This window comes from Lachnospira eligens, from assembly GCF_009680455.1.
In the GTDB taxonomy this organism is placed as follows: Bacteria; Bacillota; Clostridia; order Lachnospirales; family Lachnospiraceae; genus Lachnospira; species Lachnospira eligens_A.
The window spans coordinates 47703-70885 of record NZ_WKRD01000012.1 but is presented as its reverse complement, the minus strand read 5'-3'; the positions used below and the strand labels follow the sequence as shown (position 1 = coordinate 70885).

23 protein-coding genes and 1 riboswitch are annotated in these 23183 nt (G+C 35.8%); of the genes, 3 read left to right on the top strand and 20 right to left on the bottom strand.

Features of this window, described 5'->3' with window-relative positions; translation table 11 throughout:
- Positions 1–14: 14 nt before the first annotated feature.
- The 10 genes from GKE48_RS14620 to GKE48_RS13565 form a co-directional block, all read right to left on the bottom strand.
- The gene (locus GKE48_RS14620; protein WP_022097792.1) at positions 15–167 is read right to left on the bottom strand and encodes a hypothetical protein; all 153 of its coding nucleotides are present in this window, start codon (positions 165–167) and stop codon (positions 15–17) included.
- A gap of 27 nt (positions 168–194) precedes the next feature.
- Entirely contained in the window at positions 195–881 is a 687-nt protein-coding gene (pyrE, locus tag GKE48_RS13605) for an orotate phosphoribosyltransferase (RefSeq protein WP_154301336.1), read from the bottom strand.
- Between the two features lie 627 nt (positions 882–1508).
- On the bottom strand, positions 1509–2009 hold the full coding sequence (locus tag GKE48_RS13600) for a hypothetical protein (RefSeq protein WP_154301335.1): 501 nt from the start codon (positions 2007–2009) through the stop codon (positions 1509–1511).
- A gap of 25 nt (positions 2010–2034) precedes the next feature.
- Positions 2035–2346 carry a hypothetical protein gene (locus tag GKE48_RS13595; RefSeq protein ID WP_154301334.1) on the bottom strand — a complete coding sequence of 104 codons (312 nt, stop codon included), beginning with the start codon at positions 2344–2346 and terminating at the stop codon, positions 2035–2037.
- A 43-nt stretch (positions 2347–2389) separates the two neighbouring features.
- A complete protein-coding gene (locus GKE48_RS13590; protein ID WP_154301333.1) occupies positions 2390–2890 on the bottom strand; it encodes a hypothetical protein in 501 nt (166 codons plus the stop codon).
- Positions 2891–3046: 156 nt separating this feature from the next.
- A complete protein-coding gene (locus tag GKE48_RS13585) occupies positions 3047–3544 on the bottom strand; it encodes an SMI1/KNR4 family protein (RefSeq protein ID WP_154301332.1) in 498 nt (165 codons plus the stop codon).
- Between the two features lie 62 nt (positions 3545–3606).
- A riboswitch (cyclic di-GMP riboswitch) is annotated at positions 3607–3722 on the bottom strand.
- A gap of 63 nt (positions 3723–3785) precedes the next feature.
- Entirely contained in the window at positions 3786–5060 is a 1275-nt protein-coding gene (locus GKE48_RS13580; protein ID WP_154301331.1) for an ATP-binding protein, read from the bottom strand.
- Positions 5061–5694: 634 nt separating this feature from the next.
- Positions 5695–5841 carry a hypothetical protein gene (locus tag GKE48_RS13575; protein WP_154301330.1) on the bottom strand — a complete coding sequence of 49 codons (147 nt, stop codon included), beginning with the start codon at positions 5839–5841 and terminating at the stop codon, positions 5695–5697.
- Positions 5842–5863: 22 nt separating this feature from the next.
- Complete coding sequence (locus GKE48_RS13570) at positions 5864–6025, bottom strand: hypothetical protein (RefSeq protein WP_154301329.1); 162 nt, start codon at positions 6023–6025, stop codon at positions 5864–5866.
- Between the two features lie 38 nt (positions 6026–6063).
- Entirely contained in the window at positions 6064–6738 is a 675-nt protein-coding gene (locus tag GKE48_RS13565) for a CPBP family intramembrane glutamic endopeptidase (RefSeq protein WP_154301328.1), read from the bottom strand.
- A gap of 259 nt (positions 6739–6997) precedes the next feature.
- Here GKE48_RS13565 and GKE48_RS13560 point away from each other — a divergent pair, with 259 nt between their 5' ends.
- Positions 6998–8284, top strand: coding sequence for a sensor histidine kinase (locus tag GKE48_RS13560; protein WP_173016948.1), 1287 nt, complete (start codon positions 6998–7000; stop codon positions 8282–8284).
- Between the two features lie 31 nt (positions 8285–8315).
- Here the strand turns inward: GKE48_RS13560 and GKE48_RS13555 are convergent, their stop codons facing one another.
- Complete coding sequence (locus tag GKE48_RS13555; protein ID WP_154301326.1) at positions 8316–9077, bottom strand: LytR/AlgR family response regulator transcription factor; 762 nt, start codon at positions 9075–9077, stop codon at positions 8316–8318.
- 224 nt (positions 9078–9301) lie between these two features.
- Here GKE48_RS13555 and GKE48_RS13550 point away from each other — a divergent pair, with 224 nt between their 5' ends.
- The gene (locus tag GKE48_RS13550; protein ID WP_154301325.1) at positions 9302–11056 is read left to right on the top strand and encodes a 1-deoxy-D-xylulose-5-phosphate synthase; all 1755 of its coding nucleotides are present in this window, start codon (positions 9302–9304) and stop codon (positions 11054–11056) included.
- A gap of 399 nt (positions 11057–11455) precedes the next feature.
- Here GKE48_RS13550 and GKE48_RS13545 read toward each other — a convergent pair whose 3' ends face one another.
- The 6 genes from GKE48_RS13545 to GKE48_RS13520 are packed head-to-tail and all read right to left on the bottom strand — an operon-like array spanning position 11456 to position 18810.
- The gene (locus tag GKE48_RS13545) at positions 11456–12658 is read right to left on the bottom strand and encodes a hypothetical protein (protein WP_154301324.1); all 1203 of its coding nucleotides are present in this window, start codon (positions 12656–12658) and stop codon (positions 11456–11458) included.
- Positions 12648–13550 carry a dihydroorotate dehydrogenase gene (locus GKE48_RS13540; protein ID WP_055215783.1) on the bottom strand — a complete coding sequence of 301 codons (903 nt, stop codon included), beginning with the start codon at positions 13548–13550 and terminating at the stop codon, positions 12648–12650. Before GKE48_RS13540 ends, GKE48_RS13545 begins: the two co-directional genes overlap by 11 nt.
- 8 nt (positions 13551–13558) lie before the next feature.
- Positions 13559–14359: a dihydroorotate dehydrogenase electron transfer subunit gene (locus GKE48_RS13535; RefSeq protein WP_154301323.1), complete on the bottom strand. Its 801-nt coding sequence runs from the start codon at positions 14357–14359 to the stop codon at positions 13559–13561.
- A gap of 39 nt (positions 14360–14398) precedes the next feature.
- The gene (gene pyrF / locus GKE48_RS13530; RefSeq protein WP_012738781.1) at positions 14399–15322 is read right to left on the bottom strand and encodes an orotidine-5'-phosphate decarboxylase; all 924 of its coding nucleotides are present in this window, start codon (positions 15320–15322) and stop codon (positions 14399–14401) included.
- A gap of 45 nt (positions 15323–15367) precedes the next feature.
- The gene (locus tag GKE48_RS13525; RefSeq protein WP_154301322.1) at positions 15368–16690 is read right to left on the bottom strand and encodes a dihydroorotase; all 1323 of its coding nucleotides are present in this window, start codon (positions 16688–16690) and stop codon (positions 15368–15370) included.
- Positions 16687–18810, bottom strand: a complete 2124-nt coding sequence (locus GKE48_RS13520; protein ID WP_243138514.1) for a sensor domain-containing protein — start codon at positions 18808–18810, stop codon at positions 16687–16689. Before GKE48_RS13520 ends, GKE48_RS13525 begins: the two co-directional genes overlap by 4 nt.
- A 184-nt stretch (positions 18811–18994) precedes the next feature.
- Between GKE48_RS13520 and GKE48_RS13515 the strand changes: the two genes are divergently transcribed.
- The gene (locus GKE48_RS13515; RefSeq protein WP_022098769.1) at positions 18995–19516 is read left to right on the top strand and encodes a hypothetical protein; all 522 of its coding nucleotides are present in this window, start codon (positions 18995–18997) and stop codon (positions 19514–19516) included.
- Positions 19517–19578: 62 nt separating this feature from the next.
- Here the strand turns inward: GKE48_RS13515 and kduD are convergent, their stop codons facing one another.
- From kduD to argS, 3 genes are read right to left on the bottom strand one after another with little or no spacing between them, the layout of a single operon-like run.
- Positions 19579–20343, bottom strand: coding sequence for a 2-dehydro-3-deoxy-D-gluconate 5-dehydrogenase KduD (gene kduD / locus GKE48_RS13510; protein WP_154301320.1), 765 nt, complete (start codon positions 20341–20343; stop codon positions 19579–19581).
- A 24-nt stretch (positions 20344–20367) separates the two neighbouring features.
- Positions 20368–21393 carry a glycosyltransferase family 2 protein gene (locus GKE48_RS13505; RefSeq protein ID WP_154301319.1) on the bottom strand — a complete coding sequence of 342 codons (1026 nt, stop codon included), beginning with the start codon at positions 21391–21393 and terminating at the stop codon, positions 20368–20370.
- 12 nt (positions 21394–21405) lie between these two features.
- The gene (gene argS, locus GKE48_RS13500; protein WP_154301318.1) at positions 21406–23172 is read right to left on the bottom strand and encodes an arginine--tRNA ligase; all 1767 of its coding nucleotides are present in this window, start codon (positions 23170–23172) and stop codon (positions 21406–21408) included.
- Positions 23173–23183: the final 11 nt, after the last annotated feature.

Sequence of the window (23183 nt, the reverse complement as noted above, 5' to 3'; positions counted from 1 at the left end):
GCAGTTCCCCTTCACTAGAATAAGCTATCTGATCTGTGTGCAAGAAGTCTTGCACCATTAATAATCATCATTACACCTGCACCGATACCAAAGAGTATTATCAGGATACCAAATACAAGATTAGAAGCTCCTACTGACTTTAATTTCTTATAAAGATTCTCTTCCATAATTAAAACCCTCCATTAACATCAGTTTTATGCGTTCTTAACACCATATTCTGTGTAATACTTGTCAATTGCCGCCTTAAGTGCATCATCAATAACTACCTTACCCTCACACTCTTTATTGTAAAGGTGTTCTACAACATCTGCCATAGATACAATTGCGCTTGTTGGGAAACCGTATCTTTCCTTAATCTCCTCAAGTGCGCTCACCTTTCCGCCAAGGCCTACTTCCATACGGTTAAGTGAAACCATAAGTCCTACAATAGTAACATCTGCTGCCCCTCTTACCTTAGGAACTGTCTCTTCCATTGACTTACCAGATGTTGTTACATCTTCTATCATAACAACTCTGTCGCCATCCTTTAACTTGCTTCCAAGGAATCCTCCCTTATCAGCACCATGGTCCTTCTCTTCCTTACGGTCTGAGCAGTATCTTACTTCCTTTCCATAAAGCTTTGCATATGCAACTGCTGTAACTACGCTGATTGGAATTCCCTTATATGCTGGTCCGAACAGTACATCAAAATCATCACCATATGTTTCATGAATAGCCTTTGCATAATACTCACCAAGTCTTGCAAGCTGTGTTCCTGTAACATACGCACCTGCGTTCATGAAGAAAGGTGACTTTCTTCCACTCTTTAAAGTAAAATCTCCAAACTTTAACACATCACTCTCTACCATGAAATCTATAAATTCCTGCTTATACTGCTCCATTATATCCTCCTTATTCATCCCCGCTGTCCGGCGGTGCTGCTTCATATTCAATATTGATTTTTATTTTATCATAAATGTTTTCCCGTTTCAATGCGTCTTTGGAACATTACAAATACATATTAAAATCTGAATATCAACATACTATGTATGCCTTTTCCCGATTATCTGGCAGCCGGAAATCCCTAAAACCCACTAACCATTATCAATCTCATAATTTAGTAGGTTATTTCAGGCAGCCGCTTTTCATTCTCCCGCCAGTTCACCTACCAATCTGTTAAAATGTTTCTCCTTAGTAGGTCTTTTTCCTGCTTTCCAGAGGAATGAACATTCATTTTATACTTATAAAACCTACTAAAAAGGCTTCTTCCTGCCTGATTAGTAGGTCTTGTTACTGTCAATTATCTTGAATATGTGCCAAAATAATATACCAAATTTACATCGAACACTGAATTAATAGGTTTCCACACCTTTTATCAAAACTTTATGTATATCTCTCCCCAATCGTTTGGAAAACAAAAGTTACACCTTCAAACTTAAAAACACGATTTTTATATTTCTAATCACATATGAGATATTCCAGCACATAATCGCTTCTTTCATTTTCTTTTAAATCTCGATTAACAAAGCTCAAAACTCCTTCACCATAATTTCATTGTCAATAGTAATTTTATTTTTCATAATTTTAAACCACACAGCAGAACCATGTATGTATTCCGAAAGCATATTACATATATCATTTTTATATTCACAATCTCTTAAAAAGCTTAAGTCTATAGTATTGTATTGTTTCATTTTTTCCGTATTTTTGTCAAATCCCGAATTATTATCAGGATATTCATATTCTGTTCCAAAATTCTCATTAGGTATCTCGATATCCATATATTTATCACCATATATGAGCATATATCTTTTTTTTCCAATACTAGACGAGCCTGTTTCTTCTATCTGCTGCCTGAGACAAAGTGTATCCGGTGAATTATACCAAAATAAAAAATATTCATCTTTGCTTTTGACAACCTTATCCCCTGGAATGTCTAAATATCCCGTACGATTATATGTATCAACAATATTCATATCTGCTATTTCTTTTTTTCTTTCTTCTGAAATATAATCATATATATAATCCATAATTTTACCTCGTTTTTTATTTCTATTAAAACAAATCAATAATTAATGTAATTATTATCACACCTGCTGTAAACATAATGCCGTCTACTCTTGATTGTCCCCAATCTATCTTTTTATTACCATTAAATCTGTTAAACTTAGCTAGCCATATGATTGCCATAAAAGCCAATAGAGCTATAATTATTATTCTTATAATAAGATTCATTGGTGTCACTATAAATAACACTATTGCTACAACATCTAATATACCACTTATAATATACCTTATTAGCTTTGGAATATAATTTCCTATAAATAACCAAGCTGCAACTAATGCAACTACTATTATTGCTGCCATATATTTTCCCTTTCACACTCATAAAATTAATTATATACTTCAATCAGAATTCCTCCACTATAATTTCATCATCAATAAAAATTTTATTTTTTATAATTCTAAACCATGCAGCCGAACTATGTATATATTTTGAAAGCATCTTACATATTTCATTTTTATATCCACAGTTCCTTAAAAAGCTTAAATCAATTGTGTTATATTGTTTCATTTTTTCTGTATTTATATTAAACGTTGGATCATTATTGGGATATTCATCCTTTTCCATCCAATTTTCATCAGGTATCTCTATATTCATATATTTATCACCATATATGAATATATATCTTTCTTTTCCAATATCTGATGAACTTGTTTCTTCTATTTGTTGCCTAAGACAAAGTGTATCTGCTAAATTATTCCATAATAAAAGATGCTCATCCTTACTTTTAACAACTCTACCTGTGGGAATCTTTAAATACCCTGTATGTTGATATGTATCAACAATATTCATATCTGCTATTTCTTTTTTTCTTTCTTCTGAAATATAGTCATATATATATTTCATAATTTTACCCCGCATCTCTTTATTAAAGCACATTAATAATTAATGCCATATCAACGCTACAGCTAATGAAGCAGCTATTATTGCTGTCATACATTTTCCCTCTTTATACCGAACCCGTGATATATTAATCATCGTGTTCCATTTCTGCTTTTTCTTTTATTCTTCTTCACAAAATTTCATAAATAATTCCATAGCTTCCTTAGACATTCCACCCCATGCACTGTTTCTCTCAAATATCTGGTCAATAACCTGAGAAAAATCATTTGTTCTATATGTAATATCACCTTCATAATATCCCATGAATTCGCCATTATCATTGGAGAAGCATACTACTTCTCCATCTCCTGACATTTCTCCTATAACCGTCAGATTATCTGGCATAAAATTATGATGGAAATCATCTGTTCCCCAAAACATTGCACTCGATCCATCAATCAGACATTTTTCTGTAAATCTGAGCCATTCCTTATATGTCTCTGGAATCTTTACGCCATTTGCCTCCTCCCATTTATTTAATTTATCTTCATCTATTGGTTCATTAAAATATGTTTTTCCAAGCTCATCATCATTGTCCCGCTTGTCACACCACTCATATAATTCTTCAATCTTGCTCTTTAAACTGTTATTTTCTGGTATCCCTATCTTTGTATACATATTTATTATCCTCTCTTTCCTCCAAAAACAAAAAAGCAGACAACATCACATTCCGTGACATCATCTGCAACTCAACCATCTTATATCTTCAATATATCCAATACTCCCCAGACTACTGAATCAACTTAGACTTGTAGCTTTGTGTCCCTGCATTTCTGCAGGTTTACCTCTCTTTTGTTTTTGTAAAACTACTCGTTTATTATGTTATCATGGATATTGAGTGATTTCAACTGTTCAAATATCAATTTCTTAACGCTGTAATCGGAACAACAAATACTCCATCAGGTCTTTGATATGCAGCATTAGATAATCCGCATATAACACATAACGAATCTGGCGCAATTCCTCCACTTGCTTTAATTTCATTTTTTATTTTTATAAGATTCTCTGCCGCCATATCTATTTGGTTTGCACCCAATTTGATTTCGAATCCACACCATTTTCCATCAGGCATTGCTATAACTGCATCCATTTCATTGTTATTATAATCCTGATAATGATACAATTCTGCATCAAATGACTCAGCATATATTTTCAAATCTCTTTCACACAATGCTTCGAATAAGAATCCCAATGTATTTAAATCATTCAGTAACATTTCAGGTGTCGCATTTAACAATGCGACTGCTAATGATGGGTCTGACAAATGTCTCTTTTCCGCCTGCTTAATGCGGATTGATGATCTAAGTTTAGCCTCAAAAGGTTTCTGATTGTCTGTGAGGAAAAGTCTTTGGAAAACATCAAGATAAGCAGCAACTGTTTCCACATCAATATCTTCATTATCAATTTCCTTAATGTCATTTTTTAATTTCTTATTTGTTACAGTTGTTGCTTCATTTCTTGCAAGTGAACGAAGAAGAAGCTCCATTTTATGCTTATCTCTTTTTACATTATCAATTCTATATACATCATCGTCTAATACAGCCCGGATGTACTGTATAGGAAGATATGCCGCCTGTTTTAATGTTGTCTCCTGATTAGCAGGCCAGCCTCCTCTTATAATGAAATCAATAAGCTTTCTCAAATCAACCTCACCTAGTATCTTAGGCTCTATTCTGCCCTCACATATATCTCTTAATGAAATATCTCCACTGGAATTTCCGCTTTCAAATAATGACATTGGTCGCATTCTCAATTTTGCAATTCTTCCTGCTCCGCTATGCAATATTCCTTTATGATTTGGTGTCGCAGAGCCCGTCAATATAAACTGCCCTTTATTACCATTTTGGTCAACCTTATATCTGACAGCATCCCATAACTGGGGAACTTCCTGCCATTCATCAATCAATCTCGGTGTTTCTCCTTCTAAAACCAATGAAGGACTCATCTGTGCCAACTGTCTATTTTGAAAATTACCATCGGGATTGCCAAGCATAATTTCACTTTGGCAATGATATGATGATGTCCAAGTTTTTCCACACCACTTCGGTCCCTCCACACATACTGCACCAAATGCCTCTAAATAACTATCAATTATATTGTCAATCAGTCTTGGTCTGTAATCCTTTCTTTCCATATTCTCTCCATTCTATTCTTATATATTATTAATATTATTGGTTTAAGCTTAATCTATATACATTTTCTTCTTCATCATTATAATCCAACCCGATTAATTTTTCAATTACAACCCGACAGATTTTTGATTTCCAATCCGATTGATTTCATATTTTCAATCCGATTAATTTTCAATTTTCAATTCGATTGTTTTTGAAACATTATTTCCTTATAACAAATATTTTATCCTTCCATTAAAAAAGAATATAGTTATCTATCCAATAACGCATGACATAATGCCATTGGATAGATAACTATATTCAAGCTATGCACGAACCCCCACGAGCTACCTCCTCGTGGGGGTATACATTTCAAATGTTTGACATTTCACTTATTATCTTTATATTTTAAAATAATCAAACCAATCAAACATATTAAGAGCAGTAATAGCATAATAATATTTCTGATTGTCACCTTATGATATGCAATCAATGTATAAACATTAGACATTATATATATTAATGACATAATAAATAGAACGATTTTTAAAATTTTATTTTTCAAATCTCAACTCCTTTATATCATAACTTAATTTGTCCAATATAAGTCATCTAAATAAACCGCCATATACAAATAACAGCATTATATTATTACACCTAAAAATGCCCACCAGAAATACCTGTATTACCGCCAACATCTTTATATTTTGATGCTAACCACCAACCTAAATCATAAAAAATATCGCCTTTACCCCCACCTTGAATTAATAATATTTCACTGTCATTCATATTTTCAAATTCCATAACAAATAATTCCCCTCAATTTTTATTTATAATCATTCCAACCATTATATAAATCGTAACAGCACTGTGCAATCCCCACTATAGTAAGAAATACTCCTCCTGCAGCCAATAATCCCGTTAATATACCTCCACCATTTATTTCCTGTAATTCACTTGTCTTTATTTCTGTAAAACCTTTTTTCATAATAATCACCTCTAAATCTTAATTTATTATTTTCATTATTAATCAGTCAACATTCCAACTGTATTGTTAATCATATGTATCATTATAACCATTGTAATACTATCTGTATGGTCATATATAAGTCCTAATATTAATCCTAATATTGAATAATAACTTAATTCAAGAACTGACAATCCGCTATGAATCATACCAAACGAAATTGATACAATAACTATGGCTATTATTCCATTGCACATCTTCATCTTACTGACCAACCAATTCTGATATATATATCTGAATAAAATTTCTTCTACCAATGGCCCCATAAAGCACATTGCTATAACACTCAACACAGTTACTATCCCGGAATTATCGTATCCACTTATAATCTGTTCATTATGGGTAATCATCAGATTATTCAGTAAATATAATAATCTGGTAAGCAAAATATTTATAATAAGATATATAATCGAAAACATAATAGTCTTCCAAATCCACGAACACAGGGATTTTGTATTACCAAAATCTTTATATATAATGCCCCAATATAACTTTATTGTAATCATTCCAGCAATTATGTATATCACACAGCTTGTTATATGTGTAAGCATATCCATGCTTATATCTTTTCCCAGTAAAAATGTTATTGAAACAACAGTAGTTGCTACTATTATTGTACCTAAAATGTACAGAATCCCTATCCATTTCAGCATTAATTTATTTCTTGAATTCATTATTTATTTCTCTATTAAAGCATGAATTTATTCTGTCATATTCTCCACCCTGAATAACAAATATCTCTTGTTCCTCTAATTCTCTAAATTGCGTATTTTGCATATGTTCATCTCCTCTCTTGTATTCAAGATAACATCTGGAAATTATAAATACAATGTCCATATGCTGTTTGGTATTCAAACAGTGCTATTTGGTATAAATTGACTTAAATTTTTAATTATGTATAATAAAAATAATGTTATAAAAAGGGGATTTTTAATGGATTTTTATTCAATATTTTTTCATATAATTGGGGATTTATTTGGCTTTTTAATTATAAATTTATTTATTACATTTAACACGAAGAATCATAAACTTCAACATATTCTTATGCCTTTTTTTCTACTGGCAACAATATTATATGATATCTCTGGATTTTATTCTTGCTCATACATAATAGATGTCTTAACCTGTATGCAGATTCTTATATGCTGTGATAAGAAATTATATCAGCGTATGATTGTTCTTGCAGAATATTATGTTTATTCTTACATGTCTGCCATTGCAATTCTTGGTATCCGCATGGTTATATTAAAGGATTTTCACCAATTATATAACAATCAACTGTATAATAATTACAATACCATTTCAAGTATAATTGCTTCTTATATAGTTGCCTGCATGTATTTCAATACTAAAAAAGTTAAAGAATTTAATTCAGCTAAATCATTTATTTTTCTTTATTATTCTATATCAATAGCTACAATTATTGCGCTTTCGATATCACCTGTCCTTATTGAGCCTTCTTTACTCAATTTAGAACAGGTTCTTCCTGTGTTTTTTGTATTAATTGCATTTATAATAACATTTTGTCTCTCTACTTATAGTAAAATAATATTTACACTTGAAGAAAATGCTATCAACAAAATTCAGCTTGAAAAATCCGCTTTAGAAGCCGAATACACCACACAGATTGATAACAAATTACAACAGCTTCATACTTTAAGACACGATATGAAAAACCACCTTCTCATGATAGACAGCCTTTCTGCGGAATATAAAAACGAGCAAATTCACGATTACATATCTAAAATATCAGACGAACTCAGTCAGACTCAAACTATTTCATCTTCATCTTCCACTATATCTTCTCTGCTTAACTCTAAAAAACTTATATGTGATGATTCAGATATAACTTTTGACCTCCAGCTTGATTTCAATAATATTTATATAAGTGACTTTACACTTATAACAATTCTTGGCAATATTCTTGATAATGCCATAACTGCTGCGTCTAAAACTGACAATGGATACATCAGACTTTCAATCTCACAAGCTGATACTTATCTCTCAATACATTGCGAAAACAATCACAACGAAAAAATCAAAAAAAGAGAAGGCCGCTTTATTTCAAGCAAGCCTTCTACTGGTTTGAATTCTAATTCACTACATGGTCTGGGCATAATAAGTATAACTAATGCTGTAGAAAAAAGTGGCGGAACACTGGATATCAATTATAATGAATCTGTTTTCAGCATTGATATTCTTATTCCTAATTACATATAATAATAGCTTAATTATTTTTATGTAAAGTATGTCAATTCATTTTTCTTTCTTCAAGTAGCTTTCTTATCTTACTCATATGTCTTTCTTTAACTGATTTATAGTGACTTCTGCTCAATGGCACTTCTACTCCATCTCCAAGAAATACTGCATTTTCTTTAACCTCTTTTATTGCATCAAAATTTACTATATAACCCTGATGTATATATATAAATATATTTTTATCTAGTTTGCCATACATCTTTTTCAATGTTTCATAACATGTTATCTCAGCATCTGAACAATGAAGTACACATTGATTTCTCCTTTTTTCAATATACTGAATATTTCTTACATCTACTATTCTTGTATTTTTAGCAACCTGAACTTCTATGTACCTTTCTTCTGCTTCTTTATGGTCAAAAGCATACTGAACCATAACAACGGCCCTTCCAAGTACTCTTTTTAATTCTGGATAAGTAACAGGTTTGACAACATAAGCAAGTGCTTCTACCCCATAAGCTGCTATGGCATATTTATCAAAGCTGGTCACAAAACATATTATTACATCTTCTGAAACTTTACGGATACCTCTTGCTGTATCCACACCATCAAAATCCGGCATCTCAACATCTAGAAATATAATATCATATTTAGATGTATCTCCCTCAACAGCTTCTAACAATAACTTTCCAGAATTGTATTCGGTCACATTGATATCAATTTCACACTCTTCAGAATACACTCCAATATATTTGACAATCCTCTCTACATGTATATATTCATCATCGCATACTGCTATCTCTACTTTTTTCATTTAAATCCTCATTTTCATATTTTATAAGGTAACTTTATCATTTTAACAATCAGCTTTCAATATTGATGTGACATTTAGTAATTAATCCATGCTAATCAGATATAATTGCTATCTTTCAGAATTTACTTCTACAAACTCCCAACACATTCCTCTTGACCTAAACCTAACTTTAGGTGCTATGATATAAAATGTATTAAAATATAAGATAAGGAGTATCAGAAAACATGTATATTGAGAATATTAACAGTCCTGCTGATGTGAAGAAATTAAACATTATGCAGCTTAATGTCCTTGCAGAAGAAATGCGTCACGCCCTTCTTACAAGAGCCAGCAAACACGGCGGACATTTTGGTCCTAACTTCGGTATGGTAGAAGCAATCATCGCCATGCATTATGTATTTGATTCGCCTAAAGATAAAATCGTATTTGATGTATCACACCAGTGCTATCCTCACAAAATGCTTACCGGAAGAAAAGATGCATATCTTTATGAGGAACATTATGATGATGTGTCAGGATACACTAATCCGGACGAAAGCGAACATGATTTCTTTACTGTAGGTCATACTTCAACTTCTATAAGTCTTGCCTGCGGTCTTGCCAAAGCAAGAGATTTAAACGGTGAAGATGGTAATATAATCGCTGTTATAGGTGATGGTTCCTTAAGCGGCGGTGAGGCTCTGGAGGGTCTTGATTTTGCTTCTGAATTAAATAGCAACATGATTATTGTTGCTAATGATAACGATATGTCCATCGCTGAAAATCACGGTGGTCTTTATGCTAATTTAAAGCTTCTTCGTGAAACAAATGGACAGGCTGAATGTAATCTTTTTAAGGCAATGAACCTTGATTATATCTATGTTGACAAGGGTAATGATATTGCTTCTTTAATTGAAGCATTTGAAAAGGTTAAAGACACTACAAAAGCTGTTGTTGTCCACATTAATACTCTTAAAGGCAAAGGTTATGCACCTGCCGAGCAGAATAAAGAAAAATGGCACTGGCATGCACCTTTTGATATAGCAACCGGCGAATCTCTTTCCAAGGGCGGAGAGCCTGATTTCTCTGACGCTTCTTTAGAATATCTGTTAAAGAAGATGGACGATGATAAGAGTGTTGTTGCAATCACAGCCGGAACTCCTACTGTTATGGGATTTACTGCTGACATGAGAGCTAAAGCAGGAAAACAGTTTGTTGATGTTGGTATCGCAGAGGAAACTGCTGTTGCGTTGGCTTCCGGTATCGCTGCTAACGGCGGAAAGCCTGTATTTGGTGTTTACAGCTCATTTATACAGAGAGCCTATGACCAGATTACTCAGGATGTATGTATCAATGGCAGTCCTGTAACATTTACAGTATTTGCAGGCTCTGTGTACGGGATGAATGATGTTACACATCTCGGACTTCAGGATATCCCTATGCTCAACAGCATTCCGGGACTTATATATCTTGCACCTGTTACCAAGGAAGATTATATTGCAATGCTTGACTGGTCTTTAACACAGAATGAGTATCCTGTTGCTATTAAAGTTCCGGGCGGCAGCATGATTTCAACAGGTGTACCTGTAACTAAAGATTTCAGCAAGCTTGACACTTACGAGATTACTAAGAAAGGAAGCAGAGTTGCTATCCTCGGGCTTGGAACTTTCTATGAAACTGCTGTAAAAGCCGCTAATATTCTTAAGACTTCACACGGAATTGACGCAACTGTTATCAATCCTTACTATATCTCAGGTATTGACGCAGACACTCTTAATGAATTAAAGAAAGACCACGCAGTAGTTGCAACTCTTGAGGACGGCTACCTTGAAGGCGGCTTCGGAGCTAAGATTGCAGCATACTATGGTTCTTCTGATATGAAGGTATTAAACTTCGGTATTAAGAAAGAATTTATCGACAGATACGATGCATCAGAAGTATTAAAGGACAACCACCTTACTCCTGAACAGATTGCAGAAGATATCGCAGCAACATTATAACTATATTGTTTCATTATAATCGAAAAGACATGGCAATCATTTTTATCAATGACTGTCATGTCTTTTTAGAATTTATCCCTGTCTTTAGTTTCCATAATGGCTGTGGCATGATTAAATACATGCATATTTGACGTGATACCTATAGATAGTCGCATTAGTCAAGTTCTTATAGGACAATTTCAGCAAATTGCCTGCTAAACCAGTCATTTTATCTCTCAATCCACCTATCAAAAGCTTCCTCGTGCCAGCCTTATAGGTAATTCCGCACCGAAAACACTTTTTCTGTCTGAAAACAGCCTATAAAACCTCTATAAAAAACAATCTTATAGGACGCGCCAGCCTGAGCGCCACATTACAGTTATCTCACCAACAGTCTCAAGCGCCACGCCTCAGCACGCCTCAACATTCCTTGGCAGCCTCCACAAACTCCACAGCCCAGTGCTTCCACGACCACATATCTTCTGCATACTGAACGCCTCTTGCCACTTTCTCCTTCATAGACCCCACATCATCCACAAGGCTTTTAATCTTCTCTCCAACATTTTCCAGTTCATCAAGAGAATAATATTCAACTCCTGAATCCATAGGAATCTCCCGGCGCATATAAGTACTTCCATCTGTAATACTCACACAGCCATTCATAAGTGCAAGCGGCGTCCTGTCATGTATTCCTGCCTTAAACCATGGAAGCTGGTTAACTGAAAACCTTGCATTATTGTATATAGCCGGAAGCTCGCCATATGTTACCTCTCCACAATCCTTAACAAACTCTTTAATAAATGGCAGATCATCCTTCATAAGAACCTCTGCCTTTGTAAGAAAAGTATCCCAGTTATGTCCATACAGCTTCACAGGCACATGATTTCTTATAAGCTGAACCACAATCTCCTGTCTTATGGCCGCTTGAATATAAACATCAGCCATGAAATTCTGCTGCAGCTTCTCTGCTGTCTGTGTTCCGCTGATACCCGGATACATCTGCCTTATGGCTTCCTCCTGCGTAAGCTCCGGATTATCAAGCAGTATTTGTGTAAATGTATTAAAAAAAACAACATTTTCACTATCCTGCTTCTTTGCCTTAAAATACACCATATCAGGGTCAGTATAAGACGCTGTGAATACCAGGTCATTCTCACGCATATCATATGGCTTCAGACCGCTCTCTGCCTGCTTTGCAGCAAGCGGAAGAACAATACAGCTGTTAATATGAGGATAAGTTTCATCAATAAACTTTTTATGCATCTCATCAAGACATATTACATTCATGTTCTTTAAAGGCACTTTTAGACTGTCATGATGATAGAACGGATGGTCAAGAATATAATGCCAGACCGCTTTTCCAAGTCTGTCAAAGCAGTATCTTCCTGAATCATCACATACTGCGTCCAGCTTTGTATTAATATCAAACACATAATCAAAAGGCTGAGAGTCATACTCATCAGCCAGCACACACAGCTTGTCCTTCTGTGTGGCTTTATCTAATCTGATATGCATGACTTCCCAGCCCATAGCTTTTAATTCTTCACTTATACATTCAATAAAGTAAGTTGTTGAGTCATAGCATATAGAACCATTACTTAAGAAAAGTATTCTATCTGACACAACCAATCAACTCCTTAATATCTGCTACATTATTCTTTTCCATATATTCCCTGATTCCATCAATAACCTTAATAGTTGTATATGGATCATTAAAATTTGCTGTTCCAACAGCAACTGCACTCGCACCAACCATAATCATTTCAAGTGCATCCTCTGCTGTTCTGATTCCACCCATTCCGATTATAGGAAGGTTAATTGCATTGGCAACCTGATAAACCATTCTTACTGCGATTGGATGAATAGCAGGTCCTGATACACCCGCAGTCTTGTTAGCTACTGCAAATGTTCTTCTGTTCACATCAATCTTCATACCTGTAAGAGTATTGATAAGCGAAACCGCGTCAGCACCACCTGCCTCTACAGCCTTTGCCATCTCTGTAATATCAGTAACATTAGGACTTAACTTCATAATAACCGGCTGCTTTGCTACCTTCTTAACCGCCTTAGTAATAGCCTCTGCAGAAGCTGGAACCTGTCCGAAAGCAATTCCACCCTCTTTGACATTAGGGCATGAGATATTGATTTCAAGAAGGTCAACTGGCTGTTCACCAAGCTTTTCAACAGCATCCACATAATCTGCTTCAGATTTTCCACATACATTAACAATAATCTTAGTATCATACTGCTTAAGAAATGGAATATCTCTTTTTACAAATGTATCAAGTCCCGGATTCTGTAATCCGATAGCATTCATCATCCCACCATAAGTCTCAGCAATTCTTGGTGTAGGATTGCCCGGCCACGGAATATTGGCAACACCCTTGGTTGTCACTGCACCGAGTCTGTTAAGATCAACATATTCTCCGTACTCCATGCCTGAACCGAATGTTCCGGAAGCAACTGTCACAGGATTCTTTAATTCAACTCCTGCAATATTCACTGACATATTAATATCGCTCATTACAGTTCTACCTCCTTAACATTAAATACCGGACCTTCCTTGCACACTCTCTTATTCTTAACCTGAGAATGGTCGTCAATCTCAGTTGATTTACATACACATGCAAGACATGCACCAATTCCGCATGCCATCTTCTCTTCTAACGAAACATAACATGGAATATCATTCTCAAGTGCATATGCCTTAATTGCACGAAGCATAGGAGTTGGTCCACATGCAAATATAACATCTGCCTCAACCTTTTCCTGTTTTACAGCATCTAATACATTTCCCTTTGTTCCAACACTTCCATCTTCAGTTGCAATATACACATCTGTATCAGCAACTGCTTCAAAATCTTCCTTAAGGAAAGTCTGGCTGTTTCTGTAACCAACTACAACATTCTTGTGGCAGTCTAATCTTCTTGCAAGCTCAAGCATAGGAGGAACACCTATTCCGCCACCGAAAAGAATAGCCTTATCAAAGCTTCTGCCTTCTGCCTTAATCTCTGCAGCAATTTTTCCCAGATTATAACCATTGCCAAGGGGTCCCTGAATATCAAGATACTCTCCTGCCTTCATCTTAGAAAACTCTTCTGTTCCCTTGCCGGCAACTCTGAATACAATTCTTAAATTATTATTCTCAACCTTACATATACTGATAGGTCTTGGTAACATTCTTGAACCATCATTAGAATATACTGATATAAACTGTCCTGCCTTAGCGGCCTTAGCAATATCCTTTGTTTCAAACCATATTTCATAGACTCCGTCAGCAAGACAATCCGCCTTAAGAATCTTCGCATTTTCTCTGTACGCCATAATAATCTCCATTATTAACCTGTGTGTAAATATGTATAATTACTTGCCAAGTGCTCCGTTGATATCAGCAATCATATCAAGAGCAGCCTGTCTTGAAGCTTCTCCGAAGTTCTTCTCACCAAACTTCGCATACTGCTCCTTAGTATATGCTGCAATAATTCCTCTTGAGCTGTTTACAATAGCTCCAAGTCCGTCAGGATTAAAGAAATCAACAAGATCCTTGCCCTGTCCGCCCTGTGCACCATATCCTGGTACAAGGATATACGCCTTAGGCATAACCTTTCTTAATACTCTTCCCATCTCTGGGTAAGTAGCTCCAACAACCGCACCGACATTACTGTAATCTCCGTCCATGCTTGAAGCTCCCCACTCATTAACCTTCTCACCAACTAACTCGTATAATGGTCTTCCGTTAATAAGCTGATCCTGGAATTCTCCACTTGAAGGATTAGATGTCTTAACAAGTATAAATATACCTCTGTCCTGCTCATTACAAACCTTAATAAATGGATTGATACCATCAGAGCCAAGATATGGATTAACAGTTGCAAAATCTTCGTCAAAAGGAGTAATTGCCTTAGAGCCAACATTTACCTTTCCAAGATGTGCTACCGCATAAGCCTCAGAAGTTGAACCAATATCGCCTCTCTTAACATCACCGATAACAATCATGCCTTTCTCGTGACAGTAATCAACTGTTTTCTTGAATGCCTTAAGTCCTTCAATTCCAAACTGCTCATACATTGCAATCTGTGGTTTAACAGCTGGAACAATGTCATATATATTATCTATAATGCCTTTGTTATACTGCCATATAGCCTCTGCTGCTCCCTCAAGTGTCTCACCATACTGCTCAAATGCAACATCTGCAAGATGCTTTGGAAGATACTTCATCATCGGATCAAGTCCTACAACTATTGGTGCATTAGTCTCTACAATCTTATCAACAAGCTTCTTAATCATTAATCTACTTTAGCCTCCTTAATTCATACGCAAAATCACTTTATTCTACAACTTTGGAACTTCTCTTTCAATAAGAATTTCTGTTCCATTATGGTCTGAATACACAACTCTTCCATTAACAAGCGTATATAAAACCTTTCCATACACATGCATTCCTTCAAATGGAGTATTCTTTCCCTTTGAAGCAAATCTGTTGCTGTCAATATCATACTCTTCTGTAGGATTAACAACTGTTATATCAGCAACTTTTCCCGGTGCAAGAACTCCTCTGTCAATTCCAAGTATCTTAGCCGGATTATAACTCATTTTCTCAACCATCTGTAACGGAGTAAGCACTCCTGTTCTTACAAGCTCAGTAATAGTAACCGGAACTGCTGTTTCAAGACCTACTACACCAAACGGTGCTTCGTCAAAAGGTCTTTCCTTCTCAGTAGGATGATGTGGAGCATGGTCTGTTGCAATAACATCAATAACCCCTGATGCAAGCGCTTCTTTAAGAGCCTTTACATCATCTGCCTTTCTTAAAGGAGGGTTAATCTTAAAGTTTGCATCATCCCCGTTCACCGCTTCCTCTGTCAGTGTGAAATGATGTGGGGCAACCTCTGCTGTCACTGGAATCCCCTGTTCCTTGGCAATCTTTATAATAAATGCTGATTCCTTATTAGACACATGACTTATATGCAGCTTTGCACCTGTATTCTTTGCAAGAAGAATATCTCTTGCAACAATAACATCCTCAACGGCATCCATTATTCCGAAAAGACCAAGTTCCTTAGCTCTCTCTCCGGCATTCATAACACCTCTTGCAGCCAAGTTAGTATCTTCACAATGTGCAAATACCGGAATGTCAACCTCTGCTGCCTGCCTCATAGCCTGCCTTGCAGTTCTTGCATTCATAATAGTTCCGCCATTGTCACTGACTGCAACAGCACCTGCATCCTTAAGTGCCTCAAAATCAGTAAGATACTCACCCTCCTGACCTGCTGTCATGGCAGCTATTGTATACAGATTAATGTCAGTAACCTCTTCTGCCTTATCTGTTACATACTGCAGCATATCAACATTATCAATTACAGGTTTCGTGTTAGGCATCATGCAGACTGTTGTATATCCGCCCCTAGCTGCCGCTCTTGAGCCTGTTCTTATAGTTTCCTTATGCTCAAGTCCCGGTTCCCTGAAATGTGCATTAAGGTCAACCAGTCCAGGCATAACCATGCATCCTGATGCATCAATCACTTCATCAGCCTGTGACTCATCAATATTCTCCTCCACTGCAGCAATAAATCCGTCCTTAATAAGCACATCAATAACTTTGTCTGTTTTACTTGCAGGGTCAAGCACTCTGCCCTCTTTAATCAGTATATTCATTCGCCCAATCTCCCCTCTAAGTTTTTCTCTTCAAAAATATTGGCTGGTACAGGCTTCCCAAAATAATATCCCTGTATATAATCCACACCAAGACTTTTAAGCAGTTCAAACTGCTCCTTATGTTCAACACCTTCAACAACAATCTTAGTACCGATAGTCTTGGAAAGGTCAACTATAAGCTTAATAAATGCCTGTGCATAATCATCTTCAACAATATCATCAATAAATGTCTTATCAACCTTAATGATATCAAGAGGAAGTTGCTTTATATAGTTAAGTGAAGAATAACCTGTACCAAAATCATCAAGTGCAATCCTAGGTCCTAACTTCTTAAGACCTGTAATAATATCCATAACCCTCTGCATATCATTAATTGCAAATGATTCTGTAATCTCAAGTACTATATTCTTAGGATTAACACCTGTCTTATCAAGAATTCTTTTAATATTCTCAACCACGTTCTTCTGTAAAAGCTGCACTACCGACAGATTCACATTAATATAGAAATCCGGATATCCATTATCATTCCATAGCTTACATCTTCTGCATGCCTCCTCAAGAACATAGTCACCAATTGAAGTAATAAGTCCAAGATATTCTGCCAGCGGTATGAACTCACCCGGTCCCATAAATCCCAGTGCTTTGCTGTCCCATCTTACAAGTGCCTCACAGGAAGTACACATCTGTGTGTTGACATCAACAACGGGCTGATAGAATACTACGAATTCCTCAATTCCTGTAGAAACTGCCTGTCTCATGTTATTCTCGATATCAAGTCTCTTGGCTGTCGAATTCTCAACCTCACTGCTGTAATAAGTATAGCCGTTCTTTCCTGACCTCTTTGCCTCATACATCGCAACATCTGCCATTCTTGTTATTTCATGAACATCAACACTGTTATCCGGGAACACAGCAACTCCCATACTCATTGTACAGAAATATTCAGTTTCCATAAGATACCACGGCTTATTAAATAAAGCAGTTATATTGCCAATAATATTATCTATGTCTCCAAATATTTCAGGTTCAACTATTATTACAAATTCATCTCCACCCATTCTGTAACAATGTCCACGCAAACCTGGAATTCCCGTAAGTCCTGCCGCAATCTGCTGAAGAAGTATATCCCCATACTGATGGCCAAGTCCATCATTAATATGCTTGAAATCATCAAGATCAATAAACAGTACCGCTCCTTTAAGTCCTGCCTTTTCCGTTCTTCTTATAACTTTTCTTAAATCGACTTCACATTTCATACGGTTATACAGACCTGTAAGAAAATCATTATGTGCCTGATATTCAATCTTCTGCTGATTCTTTTTCTTCTGGGTAATATCTACGGCGGTCACAACAATAACCTCACTTCCGTCAATCCACTTCAATTCAGAAAACCTCACCTCAAACCACAATCCTGACTCTGTATTGTAGCGTTCCATGGATGCTCCGATATTTCTGTGTACATCTTCGCATGTAAACACATCCTCCAGACATTCCCTTATTGTATCCCGAACCTCCTGTACATTAGCTGCCATCTCATTCTCAAACAATATATTGCCAGAATACCTGCTGCACACAATAATTCCAGAGCCTATATTATCAAGAATCTTCTGTAAAACATCATAAGATGATATCAGTGAATTATTAATCACCTTGCTCTGTGCTATACCATGAAGTACCAGTGCCATGTCGCTTATGTATTCCTTAATCTTATTATCTGATACTGCCTGTACATCATTACTAAGAACTATAAGATACATTGCTTTTACATTATTAATTAAAATCGGTACTGTTATGCTCAGCTTTACTCCAAGTCTATCCAGAAGCCCTTTCTGTGCTGTATCCGCATTTCCTTCGTATGTAATCTTAATTGCATCTGAACATAATACAAACTCTGACCGTTTAACCGTGCCTGATTCATCTTTAAAACAATTTCCGGTTTCAGATATCACATGCATAGTGTCACTTTCCCTGTCTATCTGCATTACAACAGCATCACATATATCCATGCTGTCAGTTATGCATTCAAGAACACTATCTGCTGCCTGAGTAAATGTAACATTATTTTCAAGCATACGTATAATCTCTGAAAGCCCTATATTTCTGTTATTATCACTACTCAAAATATTCCTCCAGCAATACACAAATCTAATAATATTATAGCCTATTACAATCTTTTTGGAAACTGATTTTTGCATGATTTTACAATCATTTCAATATACATTTTTAATTTCACAGATAATTAATTGTTTTATCTATTTAAGGGTGTTATTATATCTCTATATCAATTTATTTATGAGGATTATTATGGACATTATTAAATTTAACACAACATTAAAAGCTTCTGGAAAGGATTATTTCAAGATTGTATTTTGGAACAGATTTATAAGAAATCCCATTGAGCTTATTCTGTCATGGCTTCCTGCCGTAATTTCGCTTGTGCTTCTATGCCTTCATTATTATTCCAGCTTTTTACTGATTCTTTATGCTGTATGCTGGTTTTACCCAATATATATTTTTGGATACCAGTTCAGATCAAGTGTTAACTATCATTTAAAGCACAGAGATCCATCAGAAGAAGCCCCATGTACAATTACTCTTATGAATAATGCTATTATGGCAGATATTCCTGAGCATAATCTTGTATACACATATGAGTGGAATCAGTTCACTAATGTTTACAACAAATTCGGCTATTACATGTTATTTAACAAAGGACGTATGATTGTCATGTTAAGTCAGAAGGACATGCCCGATGATATTAAAGCTGCTGTTCCTGCGTATATCAAGTCTCATGTTGACAGAAACATTTGCAAAATCAACTTCTAAAAACAATACACAAAAGGCGTTTCAAACAGTTAAAGTTGAAACGCCTTTTATCATCTTTTAAGTTATCTTGCAAGCCATCCGCCATCAACAGCCAGTGTAAATCCATTAACATAATCCGATGCAGCTGATGAAAGGAACACAACGGCTCCCTTCATATCATCAGGAGTTCCCCAGCGTCCTGCCGGAATTCTATCTATAATAGCTTCACTTCTGTCAGAATCGTTCCTTAACTGTGCCGTATTATTAGTAGCCATATATCCTGGTGCAATAGCATTAACATTAATGTTATGGCATGCCCACTCATTACACATAGCTTTTGTAAGTCCCATACCAGCACTCTTACTTGCTGTATAAGAAGGAACTCTTATGCCTCCCTGATATGAAAGCATGGAATTGATATTAATAATCTTACCACCATGTCCCTGCTTAATATACTGCTTTGCAAATGCCTGGCTTAAGAAGAATACCATCTTCTGATTAACCTGAATAACACTATCCCATTCATCTTCTGTGAAATCAATAGCATCATTTCTCTTAATAAGTCCTGCATTATTAACAAGAATGTCAACCTTTCCAAAAGCTGCAAGTGCACCATTCACAATAACATCTATAGCTGACATATCTGAAAGGTCTGCTATAACCTCAGCAAATTCTCCTCCATCAGCTTCAATAAGCTTCTTAGTATCCTCGCAGGATCTTCTTGCAACACCTACAACCTTAGCACCTGCCTGCGCAAGTGCAACGGACATTCCCTGTCCAAGACCTGTATTGGCACCTGTTACTACTGCAACCTTTCCATCAAGTCTGAATGCATCAATTATAGACATATATTCTTCTCCTTCTAAATCTCTTTAATTAAAACCTATTATATTATTAGCTATCTTGTATCCCTGCTTAGATATCCATCTTCCTGCAGATGTAGGGATATTAACAGACCAGCCCAAAAGACTGTGTCGTAACTTCTTGTAAAGCACTTCATCCTTATCCTTAGCATACTGCCAGAGTGCCTTCTTCTTCGCAAGATGTTCCTTTGTTCCAGATACAATTAAGAATATAGACGATACTTCCATCATAATTCTTAAATAGTTAATCATATATTTTCTACAATTAATATCCTGAGGATTTTCTGAAAGAAACGAATCAATCATTCTCTTATTAACAGAAAGCTGCTGGTCAATTCTTGAAATCATAACACTCTCATTAACAGACTGATCTTCTCGTCCAATAAAGTATCTGTAGAAATTAGTATTTACGTAATACATGTTCTTAACATACGGAAGTGGCTCGAACACAAATATGTTATCAACATAAAATGTATGCTTAGGAAGCTCTAATCCACAATCCTTTAAAAGCTGTGTTCTATATACAACAGTATGCATAAGAATATACTGGTCAACCTTAAAATCGCCTATATTAATATCATCCCATGTAAACATCTGCTCTACAGGAAATACATTCTCGTAGTGGATAACTTTCTTTCTCTTGGCTCCGACCTTTTCATATACATAGTTTGCAATAACCATATCCGGCTCACTGCCCTCTTCAAAGCTTCTTAATGTAGCAAGCATTCTTTTATAACTTTTGCCATCTACCCAGTCATCACTGTCAACAACCTTAAAGAACCTTCCTGTTGCATGCTTAATACCTGTATTTACAGCCTCACCATGTCCACCATTCTCCTGATGTACAGCCTTGACAATATCTGGATATTCCTTTTCATATCTTTTGGCTATTTCATATGTATTATCCTTTGTTGAACCATCATCAACTATAATAACCTCAACTTCATCCCCACCGGCAAGCACTGTATTAATACAATGTTCCATATACTCTGCGGAGTTGTAACATGGTATTGCAAATGATAATAATTTACCCATCAAATTTCTCCTTTACATTCTGTCAGGGCATTCAATCGCAAGTAAATCAATACACTGCTCGAGAATGCTCTTCGTAAGGCTGATAAGTGCAATATAACTTGCCTTCTTAGCCTCGTCAGGTTCTGAAAGTATCTTATTGTTATGATAAAAGCCATTAAATGCGTTAGATACCTCATATATAAACTGACATATCTTATGTGGTGCATTATCCTTATATGCCCCATCAATTATATCTGCAAACTTAATAAGTGATAAAGAAAGATTCTTCTCACTTTCTTCTGTAGCAGCCATAATTTTAAGGTTATCTGTGCTTCCACCATTTTCTGTATATTTGTTAAGGATAGACTTAATTCTTACAATTGTGTAAAGAATATATGGTCCTGTATTACCCTCAAATGATGAAAATCTCTCAATATCAAACACATAATCCTTTGATGCCTGATTAGAAAGATCTCCATACTTTAATGCAGCAAGTCCTACTATCTTAGCTGTATCTCTTGCTTCTGTCTCTTCAACAGTTCTGTTAGACATAATTTTCTCATATACAGCTTCATCAATATCAGCTATAAGATGCTCAAGTCTCATAACACCACCTGAACGCGTCTTGAATGGTTTACCATCTTTACCGTTCATAGTACCAAAGCCCACAAATCTCATATCTGCATCAGGCGCTACAATCCCAGCCTTCTTAGCCGTTCTGAATACCTGTGTAAAATGAAGTTCCTGCCTCTTATCAGCAAGATAAATATATGTATCAGGATGATATAACTTTTCTCTTTCAACAATAGTTGCAAGGTCAGATGTTGCATAAAGTGCCGCACCATCAGATTTTCTTACGATGCATGGTGGAAGTTCCTTAGTATCACCCTCCTGCTGGATATCTACAACAGTTGCACCCTGGCTTTCATAAGCAATTCCGTCTGCAATCATCTTATTAACCATATCGTCAATATATGGCTGTGCATCTGATTCACCTTTCCATAAATCAAAATGTACATTAAGATTATCATAATTCTTCTTAAGATCAGCCTTAGAAACTTTCATAATATGATGCCATATTGCACGGCATGCCTTGTCACCGCTCTGTAACTTAAGTGTAGCTTCATGAGCTCTTTCTGCAAATTCAGCATCTTCCTTAGACTTTGCAGAAGCTGCCGGATAAATCTCCTCAAGCTCTGAGATAGTAAATGGTGCTTCCTCTGGATACTCACCGGTAAAACTGTCATCAAAATACGGAAGTTCTGGTTTTCTATCTCTTAATTCTTCAATGATAAGTCCCATCTGCAGACCCCAGTCTCCAAGATGGACATCACCTATAGTTTTATTTCCAGCAAATGTATTGATTCTCTTAACACTTTCTCCTATAACTGCAGAACGTAAATGTCCGACATGAAGTGGCTTTGCAGCATTAGCTCCGCCATAATCTACAATAACAGTCTTTTCCTTATCAGCATTAAAATATCCAAACTTCTCTGTTTCAGACATCTCATTAAGATATCCAGCCAGATAATCCTCACATATATTAATATTGATAAATCCAGGCTTAACACTCTCAATCTTAGAAAACATCTTGTTATCCGTTAACTTTGCAACGACCTCATCAGCGATCATAAATGGTGCTTTCTTATATGCTTTGGCTGCTGCCATAGCACCATTACACTGAAACTCGCACAGGTCAGGTCTGTTAGAAACTGTAACTTTCGCATATGCCTCATCATATCCACATTCAGTGAATACATTTTTAATCTCATCAGTAATAAGTTCAATAATCGTCTTCATATTCTCCACCT